Source organism: Burkholderia torrens, assembly GCF_984668525.1.
The window spans coordinates 732,530-747,409 of sequence record NZ_OZ480213.1 but is presented as its reverse complement, the minus strand read 5'-3'; the positions used below and the strand labels follow the sequence as shown (position 1 = coordinate 747,409).

The following is a 14,880-nucleotide window of genomic DNA, read 5'->3' as shown; positions in this document are numbered from 1 at the left end:
CAATCGAGACAAGACGGAGGAGCGGTATGAATTCGACGACAAGCGGCAACGGCGGTCGCCGTGCATGGCGTGTGGGTGTGCTGGCGGTCGCGTCCGCGATGGGAACGCTCGCGCTGTCCGGCTGTAACGACCACGACGTGGAAGCATCGGGAAGCGGCACGACGTCCGTCGCGCTGGAATGCAACGACACGATGAAGGCCCGCTTCGCACCGGACGCGAACACCTCCGTCATCGCCGTGAAGTCGTTCAAGGCCGGCGATCCGCTGGTGCTGACGGCATCGGCCGCCACGTCCGCGACGCCGGTTGCCGCGAGCGACCTGTGTCTCGTCAAGCTGAACGTGGGCCCCGGTCACGCGGGGCCGGCCGGCGCGCCGTCGACGTCGGCCGGCATCGGCATGGAGATCTGGCTGCCTGCGCCGGCGAACTGGAATCACCGGATCCACAACCTCGGCGGCGGCGGCTGGCAAGGCGGTGCGTACGACGACCCGACGCAGGTCGCGAGCGCCGGCGGTGTGCCGGGCGCGGCGACGATCGCGGCCACCGAGGGGGCGGTGGTCGGCACGACGGATACCGGGCATGCCGTCCCGAACGGTTCGTTTGCGATGAATCCGGACGGCACGATCAACACGACGCTGTGGAACGACTTCGCGCAGCGCAGTCTGCACGAACTGGCGCTCAAGACGAAGGCGCTGGTCGCCGCGTACTACGCGACGCCGCAAAAGTATGCGTACTGGGACGGCTGCTCGACAGGCGGCCGGCAGGGTTACAACGAGGTGCAGAACAATCCGTCCGACTACGACGGTTACCTGAACGGCGCGCCTGCGTTCAACTGGTCGAAGTTCATTACGGGCGAGCTGTATCCGCAGGTTGTCGCGCAGGTCGATCTCGGCGGCGTGACGCTGACGGATGCGCAGCAGTCGCTGCTGTCGGGGGCGGCGGTCAGCGCGTGCGACACGGTCGGCGGCCAGCATCTCGGTTACCTGATGGACCCGGCCCAGTGTCGTTACGATCCGACTCAGGACCCGAACGTGCTGTGCTCGGGCGTGAAGATCGGCGCCGTCACCGGTACGAACACGACGGCCGCGTGCGTGACGGCCGCGCAGGCGACCGCCATGAACAAGACCTGGTACGGGATGACGCGCGACGGTTCGGTGCCGAGCCCCGCGGCCGACATCGGCACGGCCACCTCGCTCGCGAGCAACCAGCTGTGGTTCGGCCTGATGCGCGGCACGCTGACCGGTTCGCTGGCCGGCGCGTCGCCGTTCAGCATCTCGACCGACCTGGTCGCGCTGGAATTGCAGGATCCGACGATCGCGGGCACCAGCTTCACGAACGCGACCGGGAACGGCGCGAACAAGTGGCAGAGCCTCGGCTATGCGGGTCTGGCGAACGCCTATGACCAGGGGATCGCGCTGCAGTCGTCGTTCGGCAACATCAATACCGACAATCCGGACCTGTCGGGGCTCGTGAAGAGCGGTGCGAAGGTGCTGCATTACCACGGCCTGGCCGATCCGCTGATCACGCCGTCGGGCAGCATCAACTACTACGAACGCGTGGCGAGCCGCATGGGCGGCATTCCGGCGGTACAGCAGTACGACCGGCTGTTCCTGGTTCCGGGCATGGGGCATTGCAGAGGCTATGGCGGCGTCAACGGCACGGCCGGCCCGGCGCAAACGGCGAATACGGTGCCGTTGCCGCATGCCGACCGCCAGGACCTGTATGCGCAACTGGTCAACTGGGTCGAGAACGGGAACGCGCCGGCCAGCATCAAGCTGACGTCGGCGGACGGCAGCGCGAGCCAGCCCGTCTGCATGTATCCGGCGAAGGCGACGTACAACGGTTCGGGGTCGATCAAGGACGCGGCCAACTACGTGTGCAAATGACGGGCGGGCGCCGCCGGTGCTTCGCGAACAGCGCCGTCCCGCCGCCTTCAGCCAGCGCGCAAGCGTACCGCCGCTATTGCCCAGTCAGACCGTGTCGACATTCATGACGGATACCCCGTTCAACAACGGTTCGCCGGCCTGCCGCGTCACCCGAGCCCGAATTTTTTCCGCAGACTCGAATCGACCGGGCCTGCCGGCATGAAGCGCCGCAATTGGCGCAATAGCGACGCCTCGCCGTTCGGCGTGCGCCGCATCCGCCACGCGCCGAGCGCCGCGTCCACGATCGTGGCGGCGACGCCGTCGGGTTCGGGCGCGGCTTGCACGCCGTCGACGACAGCCTGCGACGCCAGCGCGCGTTCGCGGTCGTAGTCGGCGATCTTCGCGTTCGCGCGCGGCGCATTGACGTCGAGACTGGTGCGCGTAAACGACGGTTCGACCAGCGTCGCGCGGATGCCGAACTGGCGCACCTCGTGATCGAGCGTTTCGGTCAGCCCTTCGACCGCATGCTTGGACGCCGAATAGAGCCCCATGTACGGCGCCGGCAAGAAGCCGAGCACCGAACTCACGTTGACGATGCGTCCGCTGCGTCGTGCGCGCATGTGCGGCAGCACCGCCTGCACGGTGCGCACGATGCTGAAGACGTTGGTGTCGAACAGGGCGGCCGCTTCGTCCACCGACGTTTCTTCCACCGCGCCGATCAGGCTCGTGCCCGCGTTGTTGACTAGCACGTCGATACGCGCGGCTCGCTCGATGATCGTATGGATTCCGGCTTGAACGGACGCATCGTCGCGCACGTCCATCTCGATCAGCTCGACGCCGGCGACGGGTGCCGTCCGGGCGATGCTGCGCACGGTGCCGAATACGCGACACCCGCGTTTGGCGAAGGTCTCCGCGGCGGCGCGCCCGATGCCCGACGACACGCCGGTCACGACGACAACGATGGAGTTCGACATGGCTGTTTCCTTCGATGCGATGAATAGGGTGTCAATTACGCGCATCCAGCGCGGTCTGAAGTGCAGGTTCGGCAGGCAATCCCGGTTCATGCCGGCCGTGCCGCGCACCGGCGGAATGGCCCGGCCGGATCCTGTACCAGATCGCGTACATCGCCGGCAGGAACACCAGCGTGAGGACGGTCCCGGCGAACGTGCCGCCGATCAGCGTGTACGCGAGTGTGCCCCAGAACACCGAATGCGTGAGCGGAATGAACGCGAGCACGGCGGCCATGGCGGTCAGGATCACCGGGCGCGCCCGCTGCACGGTCGCTTCGACGACCGCATGGAACGGATCCAGTCCCGCCTGTTCGTTCTGATGGATCTGTCCGATCAGGATCAGCGTATTGCGCATCAGGATCCCCGACAGTGCAATCAGGCCGACCAGCGCGTTGATGCCGAACGGCTGCCGGAACAGGATCAGCGTGGGCACCACGCCGATCAGCCCGAGCGGGCTCGTCAGGAACACCATCACCATCGCCGAGATCGAGCGCACCTGGAAGATGATGATGACGAGCGTGATCGCCAGCATGATCGGGAACAGCGGCAGCATCGCCGTCGTCGCCTTGCCGGATTCCTCGATGGAGCCCGCTTCCTCGATTCGGTAGCCGCTCGGCAACCGCGCGACGATCGGCTGCAGCTGCTTCGTGATCGCGGCCGATACGTCCGGCGGCTGCAAGCCGTCGGCGATGTCGCCGCGCACCGTGATCGTCGGCACGCGATCGCGCCAGCGCATGATCGGCTCCTCCATCCGCACGTCGACCTTGCCGACCTGCGACAGCGGAATGCGCTGCCCGTTCGCGCCGGCGAGCGTGAAGTCGTCGAGCCGCGCCGGGTCGAGCCGCGCATCGCCGCCCGAACGCGCGATCACCTGCACGGTCCGGATGTCCTCGCGCACCGCGGTGACGGGCACGCCGGTCAGCAGGAACTGCAACTGCTGCGCGACCGCGCTGGACGTCAGCCCGACCGCCTGCAAGCGATCTTGCTGCAACGTGAAGTGCAGCGTCGGCGCGCGCGTGCCCCAGTCGGCATTGACGGTACGCATCATCGGGCTGCCGTTCATCACGTGCCCGACGTCGGATGCGATACCGCGCAGCGTGTCGGGATCGGGGCCGGTGATCCGGTACGCGACCGGGAACGGCGAATACGGGCCGAACACGAGTTGCGTGACGCGCACGCGCGCTTCGGGCGCGAGGCCGTCGGCGACGGCGCGGCGCAGGCGCGCCTTCAACGCGTCGCGTTCGTCCTGGCTGTCGGTACGCACCACGATCTTCGCGAACGACGGATCGGGCAGCTCCGGGCCCATCGCCAGGTAGAAGCGCGGCGCGCCCTGGCCGACGTACGCGGTGACGATCCGCGCTTCCTTCTGCTTCGCGAGCCATGCTTCGACCTTCGACGCGGCGGCGCTCGTTTGCGAAATCGACGTGCCGTACGGCATCTGTACCTCGACGAGGACCTCGGGGCGATCGGAGATCGGGAAGAACTGCTTCTTGACGACCGCCATCCCGAGAATGGCGAGGACGAACAGGCCGACGACGGACCCCGCAACCAGCCATTTGCGCGCGATCACGCGCGTCAGCATCTGGCGGAAACGGTTGTAGCGCGGCGTGTCGTAGATCGCATCGTGACCGCCTTCGATCTTCTTGAACTCGGGCAGCATCTTCACGCCGAGGTACGGCGTGAACACCACCGCCACGACCCACGACGCAATCAACGCGATCCCGACGATCCAGAACATGTTGCTCGTGTATTCGCCGGCGGTGGAGCGCGCGAAGCCGTTCGGCATGAAGCCGACCGCGGTCACCAGCGTGCCGGCCAGCATCGGCGCGGCCGTATGGCTCCACGCGTAGGCCGACGCGGCCACGCGGCCGTAACCTTCCTCCATCTTCACGACCATCATTTCGATCGCGATGATCGCGTCGTCGACCAGCAGGCCGAGCGCGAGGATCAGCGAGCCGAGCGTGATGCGGTCGAAGTTCTTGCCGGTGGCGGCCATCACGACGAACACCACGGCCAGCGTCAGCGGCACGGCCGCGGCAACCACGAGCCCCACGCGCCAGCCCATGCTGACGAAGCTCACCAGCATGACGACGAGCAGTGCGGCGAAGAACTTGACCATGAACTCGTCGACGGCCGAACTGATGTTCACGGATTGATCGGTGACCTTGGTCAGGCTCATGCCGAGCGGCAGCCCCGCATTGATCGCGCCGACTTCATGGTCCAGCGCGCGGCCGAGGTCGAGCCCGTTCCAGCCGTCGCGCATCACGATGCCGAGCAGCAGTGCGGGTTCGCCGTTGTTGCGGATCAAGAACGTCGACGGATCTTCGTAACCGCGCTCGACGGTGGCGATGTCCGACAGTTTCAGCGTGCGGCCCCGTGAGACGATCGGCGTGTCGCGAATCTTCTGCAGCTTGTCGAATGCGCCGTCCACGCGAATGAATATCTCCGGCCCGCGCGTCTCGACGGAGCCGGCCGCCGTCAGCGCGTTCTGGCCGTTGAGCGCGGCGAACACTTCCTGCGGGCTCACGCCGAGCGTCGCGAGCCGTTCGTGCGACAGCTGGACGTAGATGCGCTCGGGCTGCTCGCCGATGATATCGACCTTCTTCACGCCGGGCACGTGCAGCAGCCGCTGGCGCAGCGTTTCGGCGTCGCGCACCAGCAGGCGCTGCGGTTCGCCCCTGGCCTTCAGCGCGAACAGCCCGAAGGTGACGTCCGCGTATTCGTCGTTGACCATCGGGCCGATCACGCCGGCCGGCAGATCGTTCGCCGCGTCACCGATCTTCTTGCGCGCCTGGTAGAACTGCTCCTGGACCTCCGACGGCGGCGTGCTGTCGAGCAGCGTCAGCGTCGTGATCGCCAGGCCGGGGCGCGTGTAGGTTTCGGTACGGTCGTACCAGCGCAACTCCTGCATGCGCTTTTCGATCTTTTCGGCGACCTGATCGTGCATTTCCTGCGCGGTGGCGCCCGGCCACGCGGTGACGATGGTCATCACCTTGATCGTGAATGCCGGGTCTTCCGCGCGGCCGAGCTTGAAGAACGACACGAGCCCCGCGAGCGAAATCAGGCAGATCAGGAACAGCGTGATCGCGCGCTCGCGCACGGCGAGCGCCGACAGGTTGAATCGGCGTTCGCTCACGGCCGTGCTCCTTCGTCCGCGACCGTGATGGCCGGCGCGGACACGCGGACCGGCTCGCCTTCGCGCAGCAGCTGTGCGCCGAGCGCGACGACGCGTTCGCCTGGCTTGAGTGCGCCGTCGCCGGACACACGCGCGCTGTCGTCGTCCAGATGCTCGACCTTGACCGGCCGCCACGCCACCTTGGCCGGTTCGCCGGCGACGACCCACACGCCGGGCCCTTTGCCCGCGTCCAGCAGCGCGCCGATCGGCACCTGCAGGCCGCCTTGCGACGCGGCGCGCGCGTCGTCCGGCAGGCGGATCGTGACGGTCGCGCCCAGCGGTGCGTTCGCCAGCGTGTCCTGCAGCACGTAGCGCGCTTCGAAAGTGCGTGTTCCCGGATCGGCGGTATCGGAAAGCTGGCGCAGCGTCGCGGGGACGCTGACGTCCGGCTTGCCGAACAGTCCGGCCTGCGCGACCGACCCGACCGCCGGGCGCAGGGTTTCGGGCAACTGGATCACGGCCTCGCGGCTGCCCGCGTGTGCGAGTCGCACCACCGGCTGGCCGGCGCTGACGACCTGGCCGGGTTCCGCGAGCGTTTCCATCACGACGCCGTCGCCGTCCGCGACGAGGTCCGCATAGCCGGTCGCATTGCGCGCGACGTCGGCGTCGGCCTCGGCGGCGCTCAGCTGCGCCTTCGCCGCATCGGCTGCGGCCTTGACCTGGTCATAGGCCGATGCCGATATCGCGCCGGTGCCGCGCAGGTCGCGGTAGCGCGCTTCGTCCTCGGCGGTCTGCCGCGCGCGTGCCCGTGCGGCGGCCACCGCTTCGTCGCGTGCGCGCGCCGCCAGCTTCAGGTCGACGGGATCGATCCGCATCAGCGGCTGGCCGCGCCGGACGGTTTGCCCGGTATCGACGAGCCGCTCCAGCACCTTGCCGGGCACCCGGAACCCGAGATCGCTCTGCACGCGTGCGGCGACGATTCCGGTAAACGCGCGGGACGCGGGAACGGCCGCCTGCACGATGGCGGTGCGCACGAGCGGCGCCTCCGTGCGCGGATCGGAAGGCGCTTTTCCGCTGCAGGCGGCTAGCGCGAGGGGCAGTGCGGAAGCGACTGCGAAGAGAGCGAGGCGACGCCGAACCATGAAAGACCCAGTGACGAAGTGATCGGGGCTTTCATTGTGTATCTAGTGACTAATATAGTCAATGGTCACATGTGGTGACGCATCAAGGCGCGAGGCTGCGGAGAACGAGGCTGGACAGTTGAGCGGGCGCGGCGTCGGTGGTGTCGAGGTTGTATTGCAGCAGCAACGGATTCAGGTACGGGCGCATCACCAGATAGATCGCCGTCGCGGTTTCGTCCAGCGGCGTCTTGCGTTCGAACTCGCCGTTTTGCCGGCCTTCCTGCAGCACGTCCTGCAGCAGCTTCTGCACGCGTGCCTCGTAGGCTTGCACCGACTGCCAGTTTCCGGTGGCGGCCGACGCGGCGATGTCGTACAGCTTGCGGTCGCGGAAGAACAGCCGAAGGCTCGCTTCGGTAAAGACCTTGAACATCCGGCGCAGCTTTTCGGTCGGCAGCTCCGCCTCGGCGACAGCCGTGCGAACGGCCGTTTCGATCTCGTGCAGGCAGTTCGCGCAGATCATTTCCCCGATCGCCTGTTTCGACTCGAAGAACTTGTAGATATAGGCCTTCGAGAAGCCGATCGCCTTCGCGAGGTCCGACACGGTCGTCTTTTCATAGCCGTACCGGCTGAAGTGCTCGGTGGCGGCGGCCACGATCTGGTCGCGGACGTCGTGGTCGGCCGGGCCGCGCGCGGGCGCCGGGGAAGGGTCGATTTTTTTCATGGGCTGCAACAGACAGGAATGGACAACGAGTGACTATTTGGTATTATAGTCACAACCGGATTCTTGCTAATGCCCACATGCTACCCAAACCCATCGTTGCCGCGGCGCTGGCCGCCATCTTGTCGGCGGGGTGCGCCGTCGGTCCCGACTATGTGCGGCCGGACGTGGCGATGCCGGAGCGGTTCCAGGGGCAGGGCGCCGTGGAGCAGCGCCACGCGGCTGCCGACGTCGACCTCGCGACGTGGTGGGCGGGCTTCGGCGATCCGGAACTGACGCGATTCGTCTCGCTCGCGCTCGCGCAGAACCTCGATCTGGCCCAGGCCGCGGCGCGCGTCGAGCAAGCGCGCGCGGGGCTCGGTGCGGCGAATGCCGCTCTGCTGCCGTCGGGTAACGTGAGCGGCCAGGCGGCGAGCGTCTACCAGTCGGTCGAGACCCCGTTAGGGCGCGTGTTGAATGCGACGCCCGGTTTCGACCGTCACGGTAACGACTATGAGGCCGATTTCAACGCGAGCTGGGAACTGGACGTATTCGGCGGATTGCGCCGCGGCCGCGAAGCGGCGCTCGCCGATTATCAGGCTTCCGAAGCGGCGGCGGTCGCGACGCGGCTCGCGGTCGCCGCGCAAACCGCCGACATCTACATCACGATTCGCGGGCTGCAGGGCCGGCTCGAAGTCGCGCGGCATCAGGTGCAGACCGAGCAGGACCTGCTGTCGACCATCAACCTGCTCTATGGAAAGGGCCTCGCGGCGGAACTGCAGGTCAGGCAGGCCGAAGGCGCGCTCGCGCAGGTTCGCGCCACGGTGCCGGTGCTCGAAGCGGCGCTGGACGCGGCGATGAATGCGCTCGACGTGATGCTCGGTGCGCAGCCCGGCACGCATCGCGCGGCATTGCTCGCCGGCGGCGACGTTCCGGTCGCGCCGCGGATCGCGGTGACGGGCACGCCCGGCGAACTGCTCCGGCGCCGGCCCGACCTGATCGTCGCCGAGCGGCGTGTCGCGGCATCGAACGCCCGCATCGGCGTGGCCATTGCCGAGTATTACCCGAAGTTCTCGCTGAGCGGACTGATCGGCAGCGCGACCACGATGGGCGCGGGCAATCTGTTTGCCGGCGGCGCGAACCAGGCGGCGGGTGTGCTCGGCCTGCGCTGGCGTCTGTTCGACTTCGGCAGGATCAATGCGCAGATCGCGCAGGCGAAAGGACAGGATGCCGAAATGCTGGCCGCGTATCGGCTCGCGGCATTGCATGCGACCGAGGACGTCGAGAACGCGTTCTCGGCGCTCGTCAAGCGTGACGAGCAGGCGGCCGTTCTGGCCGACGGCGTCAATTCGCTTGGCCGCGCGAGGGCGGCATCGTTTGCGGCGTACCAGAAAGGCGTCGTGAGCCTGATCGAAGTGTTGCAGGCCGACGAAAGCCTGCTGCGCGCATCGGACGAGCGCGTGCAGGCACGAACCGAATCGGCGCGCGCGGCGGTCGCCGCGTTCAAGGCGCTCGGCGGTGGGTGGCAGGCGCCGGAAGCGCAGGCTGTTGCGGGCCGGTAGCGGTAGCTTCGGAACCTGATCGGTCGGGCCGGACAAGCGTCGAATGATTGCGATGCCCGGCGCCGTGCCCAGTGCGCGGCCACGGTGCCTGCGGATCTGATGAGCAACGCGGAGCAGTAGTCGAATTGTCCCTCATGGGTTACAATCGATTCATGTTCAAAGTCCTGACCACCCCCCAATTCGACAAATGGCTTGACGGCCTTCGCGACCCGGTCGGCAGCGCCGCGATCAGCCTGCGCCTCGAGCGGGCAAAGCTCGGCAACCTTGGCCAGTGGCGTACGATCGGCGATGGCGTCAATGAAATGAAGATCGATGTGGGGCCGGGGTACCGGGCCTACTTCGTGCGGCGCGGAAAGATCATCGTCGTGGTGTTGTGTGGCGGGGACAAGTCGACGCAGAAGAAGGACATCAAGACGGCGAAGCAAATCGCCGCCGAACTGGAGGATTGAATATGAAAATCAGCGAACTGGCCGAATTCGATGGCTCGAAGTACCTGAAGGATGAGGAAGCGATTCGTCACTATCTGGCGCAGGCGTTCGAAGACGGGGATCCTCGACTGATCCAGGCCGCGCTCGGGAACGTCGCGAAGGCGCGTGGCATGACGGCGCTGGCGCGGGAGTCCGGTGTGAAGCGTGAAGCGCTCTACCGTGCGTTGTCGGAGGGTGGGAACGCGGAGTTTGCAACGATCATGAAGGTTGTCGCCGCGTTGGGATTGCATCTGACCGTTGCGCCGACCACGCAGACCGCCGAAGCCGCGCCCGCGCCTGAACCGACCTCTCGCGCGCGCTCGCACACGCGCGCGGCGGCCCACGGATGATGTCATCAAGGGGCTGCAAACTTCGCGTCGGCTCACCCGTATTGATCCGGTCGGCATCGAACGGGGGAGCCCTGCGCGTGGCATGCCGCTACCGATGTATCGCCCCTCGCAACCGCCTCACCTCCCGTTCCGACACCGGCGCCGCCCGATTCCCCCACGCACCGCGCACGTAGCTGACCACCGCCGCGATCTCGCTGCTCGTCAGCGCGCCGCGCATTGCCGGCATCCGGCGCACGGGCCCGGTTTGGCCCGGCGCCGGCCGCGCGCCTTCGACGACGATGCGGATCGCACTCGTCGGATCCGCCGCGAGCACGGCCGGATTCCCGGCAAGCGCCGGCCCCCGATCGCGCACCCCCATGCCGTCCGCACCATGGCAACGCGCACAGAACGCCACATACACACCGCCCCCCGGCGCCTGCTGACCGCCTTCCGGACGCGGCCCGGCGGCCGTCAGCCGCGGCACGCCGACGCCCAGCGGATTCGTCGCGGCAGTCGGTTGCGCGGGCAACGACTTCAGGTACACGGCGATCGCCTGGCGGTCGGCGTCCGTCAGCAACGCGGTGCTTTCGCCGACGACCGGTGCCATCGCACCGAATACGGCGCCGCGTTGCGCGTGACCGCTGCGCAGGAACGCGGCGATGTCGTCAGCCGACCAGCGGCCGAGGCCGTCCGTGTCCGCGCCGGTCAGGTTCGGCGCGAACCAGTGGTCGTTGATGCCGCCGGTGAGGAATGCAGGACTGCGCTCGTCGTAGCCCCGTTCGTTGTAGGCCGGCCCGCGCGGTGTATGGCATGCGCCGCAATGGCCGAGCCCCTGCACGAGATACGCGCCGCGATTCCATTGCGCCGATTGCGACGGCTGCGGCGTGAATCGGCTGCGGTTCGCGAACGCGAGGCTCCAGAGGCCGAGCGCCCAGCGCTGGTTGAACGGAAACGGCAGTTGCGTGAGTTTGGCCGCATTCGCGGACGGCGCGACGCCGCGCATGAAATACGCATACAGCGCGCGCACGTCGTCGTCGGTCAGGTGCGCGAACGACGGATACGGCATTGCCGGATACAGCCGGCGGCCGTCCGCACGCACGCCGCGCCGCATGGCATCGTCGAATTGCCGTAGCGTGTAGTTGCCTATGCCGTGCGCCGGATCCGGCGTGATGTTCGGCGCGTAGATCGGCCCGAACGGCGAATTCACCGGCTGGCCGCCCGCGTACGGCGTGTGGTCGGCTGCGTCGTGGCACGCGGCGCAATCGCCGGCGAGCGCGAGGTAGCGGCCGCGCGCGATCGTCGCGGCGTCGGCGCTCGCGGCAGCCGCGGCGATCACCGGGCGGCGGGCGATCGAAGCGGAAGCGGCGTCGGGCGGCGGGGCGGACGCCCCGGACGCTGCCGAACCCGGCGCCGCCTCCCTCGACCTGGAAAGACGCGGATCGTCTCTCGCGCGAGCGGACATCGACGCGCCGGCATCGGCCGCCGACGCGCCAATCCGTACGAACCTCCAGCCCGACGCGGGTTCGGGCGCTTCCGCCGCCGATGCGGCGCCGGCTGTCTCGCCGGCCGAAGCCGCATTGTCGTCGCGCTGCCTGTCGCATCCGCCGAGCGCGACGCATATCGCGAGCAAGACACCCGCGCGGCGGCCCGGAACCCGGAACGGGAACGAGATCAGCGCCATGGGCTGCAAGGCCCCACGAAAGCGGCGACGATCCCCGTAAACACGAGACCGATCACGAAACCGAGCGCGGCAAGCATTCCGCAGCGCGCGAGAAAGCGCGTACTGTCGTCGCGCGTCGCGACGGACGCCTTGGCATCGTGCCGGCGCCGCCACGCGCGTGCGAGCCACGTCGCGCAGGCCGCGGCCAGCGCGAATGCGCCCGCGGCGATCAGCGCGAGCCACACGCCGACATGCGCCCAGCGCGGCACGGCTTGCGCGACACCGAGCGGATAACACGCGGTGGACGCAAGCGTCTCCGACGCCAGCATCTGCGCGAACCACAGCGCGGGCGCGCCGACGAGGCCGGCGGCGATCGCGAGCAGCGGTGTCCATGCGCGTCGGGCGTCGTTCATCCCACGCTCCTCAGCCAGAACGGCGATACGTACAGCGCGGTGAAGATGAACAGCCACGCGATGTCGACGAAGTGCCAGTAGAGCCCGCCGACCGTCAGCGCGACACGTCGCTCGCGATCGAAGAAGCCGGCGGCCGTCCAGCCGGCGAGCAGTGCGAGGATGACGAGGCCTGCCACCACGTGTGCAAGGTGGAACCCGGTGATCGTGAAATAGAGGCTGCCGTACAGGTGCGCGGTCGGGCCGTACGGATGCTCGCGCCATTCGTGCAGCTGGACGAGCGCGAACGCGGCGCCGAGCACCAGCGCGACGGCGAGCATCGCGACCGAGCGCGCCCGCCGCCCGGCCCGCACCGCACGCTCCGCGAGCCACACGAATCCGCTGCTCGACAGCAACACGACCGTGTTGCCGGTCGCGAGCCCGATCTTCGGCATCCCTTCGGGCGGCCACGGCGCGGAAGATTGCGACTGCAGGTAGAAGTAGCAGAACAGCAGGTAGCCGAACAGCCCGGCCTCGGTCACGATCAGCGTCAGTACGCCCCACCAGCCGCCCGCGCGCTCGCCGCAACTGCCGACGGGCAGCGGGTCGATGCAGGCAGCCGGCGCGCCGGTCGGCACCGTCGCCGACGGCGGTTCGTCCGGATGAAGCCCGGCCGAGGCGGCGGGCGCCTGCGTGTCGGCGCGGGCCGACAGGCGCGTGCGTTGTCCGAGCGTGCGGCGCGGCCACAGCCACGCGCCGGTCGCGATCGTGCAACCGGCAACCGCCGCACAGACGAGTGCGGGCGAGCGCACGAGCATCGCCGCGAACACGCCGGTCGCCAGTAGCGCGAGCACGAACGGCACGCAGCTGTCGTCGGGCATCTTCAGGATCGCGTCAGGCGTCGCGGCAAGCGGCGTGACCGCGAGCGCCTCGCGCCCATCCGCGAGCCGGTAGCCGACGCGCATGCTGGTGCGCGTCGGATCGTCGCGCGTTTCCCACAGCGGGTGCCGCGACGCGACGAGCGGCAGCACTGCGAAGTTGTACACGGGCGTCGGCGACGCGACCGACCATTCGAGGCCGGGCGCGCCCCACGGGTTGTCGCCGGCGCGTGCGCCGCGCCGTGCGCTCACCAGCGCGTTGACGACGAACATCACGATGCCGATCCCGAACACGAACGAGCCGATCGTCGTCAGCAGGTTCGACGTGTCCCAGCCCATCCCGGACGGATAGGTGTAGATGCGGCGCGGCATCCCGAGCAGCCCCGAGAGGTGCATCGGGAAGAAGCCGAGGTTGAAGCCGACCAGGACGACCCAGAACGTCCAGCGGCCGAACCGCTCGTTCATCATCCGCCCGGTGAATTTCGGGAACCAGTACGCGACGCCGCCGAGCACCGGGAACACGTTGATGCCGAGCAGCACGTAATGCAGGTGTGCGACGACGAAGTACGTGTCGGTGAGTTGCCAGTCGAGCGGCACCGCGGCCGTCATCACGCCCGACACGCCGCCGATCACGAACATCAGCACGAAGCCCGCGAAATACAGGAACGGCGTGCGGAACACCGGGCGGCCCGTCCAGATCGTCGCGATCCACGCGAACACCGCGACCGCGCTCGGGATCGAGATCAGCATGCTCGCGGCGCCGAAGAACGCGAGCGCGAGCGGCGCGATACCGGTCGCGAACATGTGATGGACCCACACTTCGAAGCCGATCAGCATCGTCGCGACCGTCGATACCGCGACGGCCTCGTACGCGACGAGCGGCCGCCGGCAGAAGGTCGGCAGTGCGTCCGACACGATCCCCATCGCGGGCAGCACGACGACGTACACCCACGGATGCGCGAACATCCAGAACAGGTGTTGCCACAGGAGCGGCCGGCCGCCTTGCGCGACGTCGAAGAAGTGCGTGCCCGCGTTGCGGTCGAGCCACAGCAGCAGGAACGCGAGGCTCACCGACGGCACGGCGACGAGGTTCGCGACCGACGCGGTCAGCGTGCCCCAGACGATGATCGGCAGCCGGTCGATCGACATCCCGTGCGCGCGCATCCGCAGCAGCGTGACGACGAAGTTCGCGGCGCCGCCCGTCGTCGAGATGCCGAGCAGGATCATCCCGAGCGCATAGATGTCGATGTTCGCGCCGGCGCTGTAGTCGAGCGACGTGAGCGGCACGTAGTTGAACCAGCCGCCGTCCGGCACGGCGCCGAGCGGAAAGCTCGCGTACAGGAACAGCCCGGCGAACAGGAACGACCAGTACGAGAACGCGTTGAGCCGCGGAAACGCCATGTCGCGCGAGCCGAGCATCAGCGGCCACAGGTAGTTCGCGAAGCCGGACAGCACCGGTAGCGCATACAGGAAGATCATCGTGACGCCGTGCATCGTGAACAGCGCATCGTATTGCGCGGGCGTGAGCAGCGTCGCGTTGGGCCGCGCGAGCTGGATGCGCATCACGAGCGCCTCGACGCCGCCGAGCAGCAGGAACGCGAACGCGGTGACGATGTAGCGCAGCCCGATGCGCTTGTGGTCGACGGTGCCGAGCCAGCCGCGCCAGCCGGGTACCGACTCCCACAGTTCCGCCAGCGCGCGCTCGTGCACCGAGCCCGGTGGCGCCTCGCCGAGATCCGGCACGCGGCTGGGGGCGGCGGGCGTCTCGCGGGCAACGTCCATCGGCATCC

11 protein-coding genes are annotated in these 14,880 nt (G+C 68.3%); 4 read left to right on the top strand and 7 right to left on the bottom strand.

Going from position 1 to position 14,880, the window contains the following annotated elements; genetic code table 11:
• Window positions 1-26 precede the first annotated feature (26 nt).
• Complete coding sequence (locus AC5LXX_RS33670; protein WP_493413543.1) at window positions 27-1,883, top strand: tannase/feruloyl esterase family alpha/beta hydrolase; 1,857 nt, start codon at window positions 27-29, stop codon at window positions 1,881-1,883.
• A 146-nt stretch (window positions 1,884-2,029) separates the two neighbouring features.
• Here AC5LXX_RS33670 and AC5LXX_RS33665 read toward each other — a convergent pair whose 3' ends face one another.
• From AC5LXX_RS33665 to AC5LXX_RS33650, 4 genes are all read right to left on the bottom strand, one after another.
• Entirely contained in the window at window positions 2,030-2,836 is an 807-nt protein-coding gene (locus tag AC5LXX_RS33665) for an oxidoreductase (protein ID WP_493413542.1), read from the bottom strand.
• Between the two features lie 31 nt (window positions 2,837-2,867).
• Entirely contained in the window at window positions 2,868-6,008 is a 3,141-nt protein-coding gene (locus AC5LXX_RS33660) for an efflux RND transporter permease subunit (protein ID WP_493413541.1), read from the bottom strand.
• On the bottom strand, window positions 6,005-7,129 hold the full coding sequence (locus tag AC5LXX_RS33655) for an efflux RND transporter periplasmic adaptor subunit (RefSeq protein WP_493413540.1): 1,125 nt from the start codon (window positions 7,127-7,129) through the stop codon (window positions 6,005-6,007). The genes AC5LXX_RS33660 and AC5LXX_RS33655 overlap by 4 nt, the downstream gene beginning before the upstream one ends.
• A gap of 82 nt (window positions 7,130-7,211) precedes the next feature.
• Window positions 7,212-7,829 carry a TetR/AcrR family transcriptional regulator gene (locus tag AC5LXX_RS33650; protein WP_493413539.1) on the bottom strand — a complete coding sequence of 206 codons (618 nt, stop codon included), beginning with the start codon at window positions 7,827-7,829 and terminating at the stop codon, window positions 7,212-7,214.
• Window positions 7,830-7,906: 77 nt separating this feature from the next.
• On the opposite strand from AC5LXX_RS33650, the gene AC5LXX_RS33645 reads away from it, so the two are divergent.
• The 3 genes from AC5LXX_RS33645 to AC5LXX_RS33635 all read left to right on the top strand — a co-directional run bounded on the left by AC5LXX_RS33645 (window position 7,907) and on the right by AC5LXX_RS33635 (window position 10,184).
• Window positions 7,907-9,367: an efflux transporter outer membrane subunit gene (locus AC5LXX_RS33645; protein ID WP_493413538.1), complete on the top strand. Its 1,461-nt coding sequence runs from the start codon at window positions 7,907-7,909 to the stop codon at window positions 9,365-9,367.
• Window positions 9,368-9,519: 152 nt separating this feature from the next.
• On the top strand, window positions 9,520-9,816 hold the full coding sequence (locus AC5LXX_RS33640) for a type II toxin-antitoxin system RelE/ParE family toxin (RefSeq protein WP_185658178.1): 297 nt from the start codon (window positions 9,520-9,522) through the stop codon (window positions 9,814-9,816).
• A gap of 2 nt (window positions 9,817-9,818) precedes the next feature.
• Window positions 9,819-10,184 (top strand): addiction module antidote protein, encoded by a 366-nt coding sequence (locus tag AC5LXX_RS33635; RefSeq protein WP_493413537.1) that lies wholly within the window; start codon window positions 9,819-9,821, stop codon window positions 10,182-10,184.
• Between the two features lie 88 nt (window positions 10,185-10,272).
• Here AC5LXX_RS33635 and AC5LXX_RS33630 read toward each other — a convergent pair whose 3' ends face one another.
• Genes AC5LXX_RS33630 through ctaD form a run of 3 tightly spaced genes read right to left on the bottom strand, consistent with a single transcriptional unit; the run spans window position 10,273 to window position 14,872 of the window.
• The gene (locus tag AC5LXX_RS33630; protein ID WP_493413536.1) at window positions 10,273-11,844 is read right to left on the bottom strand and encodes a c-type cytochrome; all 1,572 of its coding nucleotides are present in this window, start codon (window positions 11,842-11,844) and stop codon (window positions 10,273-10,275) included.
• Window positions 11,835-12,236, bottom strand: a complete 402-nt coding sequence (locus AC5LXX_RS33625; protein WP_493413535.1) for a cytochrome C oxidase subunit I — start codon at window positions 12,234-12,236, stop codon at window positions 11,835-11,837. The genes AC5LXX_RS33630 and AC5LXX_RS33625 overlap by 10 nt, the downstream gene beginning before the upstream one ends.
• Window positions 12,233-14,872 carry a cytochrome c oxidase subunit I gene (ctaD, locus tag AC5LXX_RS33620; protein ID WP_493413534.1) on the bottom strand — a complete coding sequence of 880 codons (2,640 nt, stop codon included), beginning with the start codon at window positions 14,870-14,872 and terminating at the stop codon, window positions 12,233-12,235. Before ctaD ends, AC5LXX_RS33625 begins: the two co-directional genes overlap by 4 nt.
• Window positions 14,873-14,880 lie beyond the last annotated feature (8 nt).

What these genes read in the sequence shown, in the direction of transcription:
- AC5LXX_RS33670 (WP_493413543.1), top strand. Translation starts at nt 27, where the DNA reads ATGAATTCGACGACAAGCGGCAACGGCGGTCGCCGTGCATGGCGTGTG.
- AC5LXX_RS33665 (WP_493413542.1), bottom strand. Translation starts at nt 2,836, where the DNA reads ATGTCGAACTCCATCGTTGTCGTCGTGACCGGCGTGTCGTCGGGCATC.
- AC5LXX_RS33655 (WP_493413540.1), bottom strand. Translation starts at nt 7,129, where the DNA reads ATGGTTCGGCGTCGCCTCGCTCTCTTCGCAGTCGCTTCCGCACTGCCC.
- AC5LXX_RS33650 (WP_493413539.1), bottom strand. Translation starts at nt 7,829, where the DNA reads ATGAAAAAAATCGACCCTTCCCCGGCGCCCGCGCGCGGCCCGGCCGAC.
- AC5LXX_RS33645 (WP_493413538.1), top strand. Translation starts at nt 7,907, where the DNA reads ATGCTACCCAAACCCATCGTTGCCGCGGCGCTGGCCGCCATCTTGTCG.
- AC5LXX_RS33640 (WP_185658178.1), top strand. Translation starts at nt 9,520, where the DNA reads ATGTTCAAAGTCCTGACCACCCCCCAATTCGACAAATGGCTTGACGGC.
- AC5LXX_RS33635 (WP_493413537.1), top strand. Translation starts at nt 9,819, where the DNA reads ATGAAAATCAGCGAACTGGCCGAATTCGATGGCTCGAAGTACCTGAAG.
- AC5LXX_RS33630 (WP_493413536.1), bottom strand. Translation starts at nt 11,844, where the DNA reads ATGGCGCTGATCTCGTTCCCGTTCCGGGTTCCGGGCCGCCGCGCGGGT.
- AC5LXX_RS33625 (WP_493413535.1), bottom strand. Translation starts at nt 12,236, where the DNA reads ATGAACGACGCCCGACGCGCATGGACACCGCTGCTCGCGATCGCCGCC.
- ctaD (WP_493413534.1), bottom strand. Translation starts at nt 14,872, where the DNA reads ATGGACGTTGCCCGCGAGACGCCCGCCGCCCCCAGCCGCGTGCCGGAT.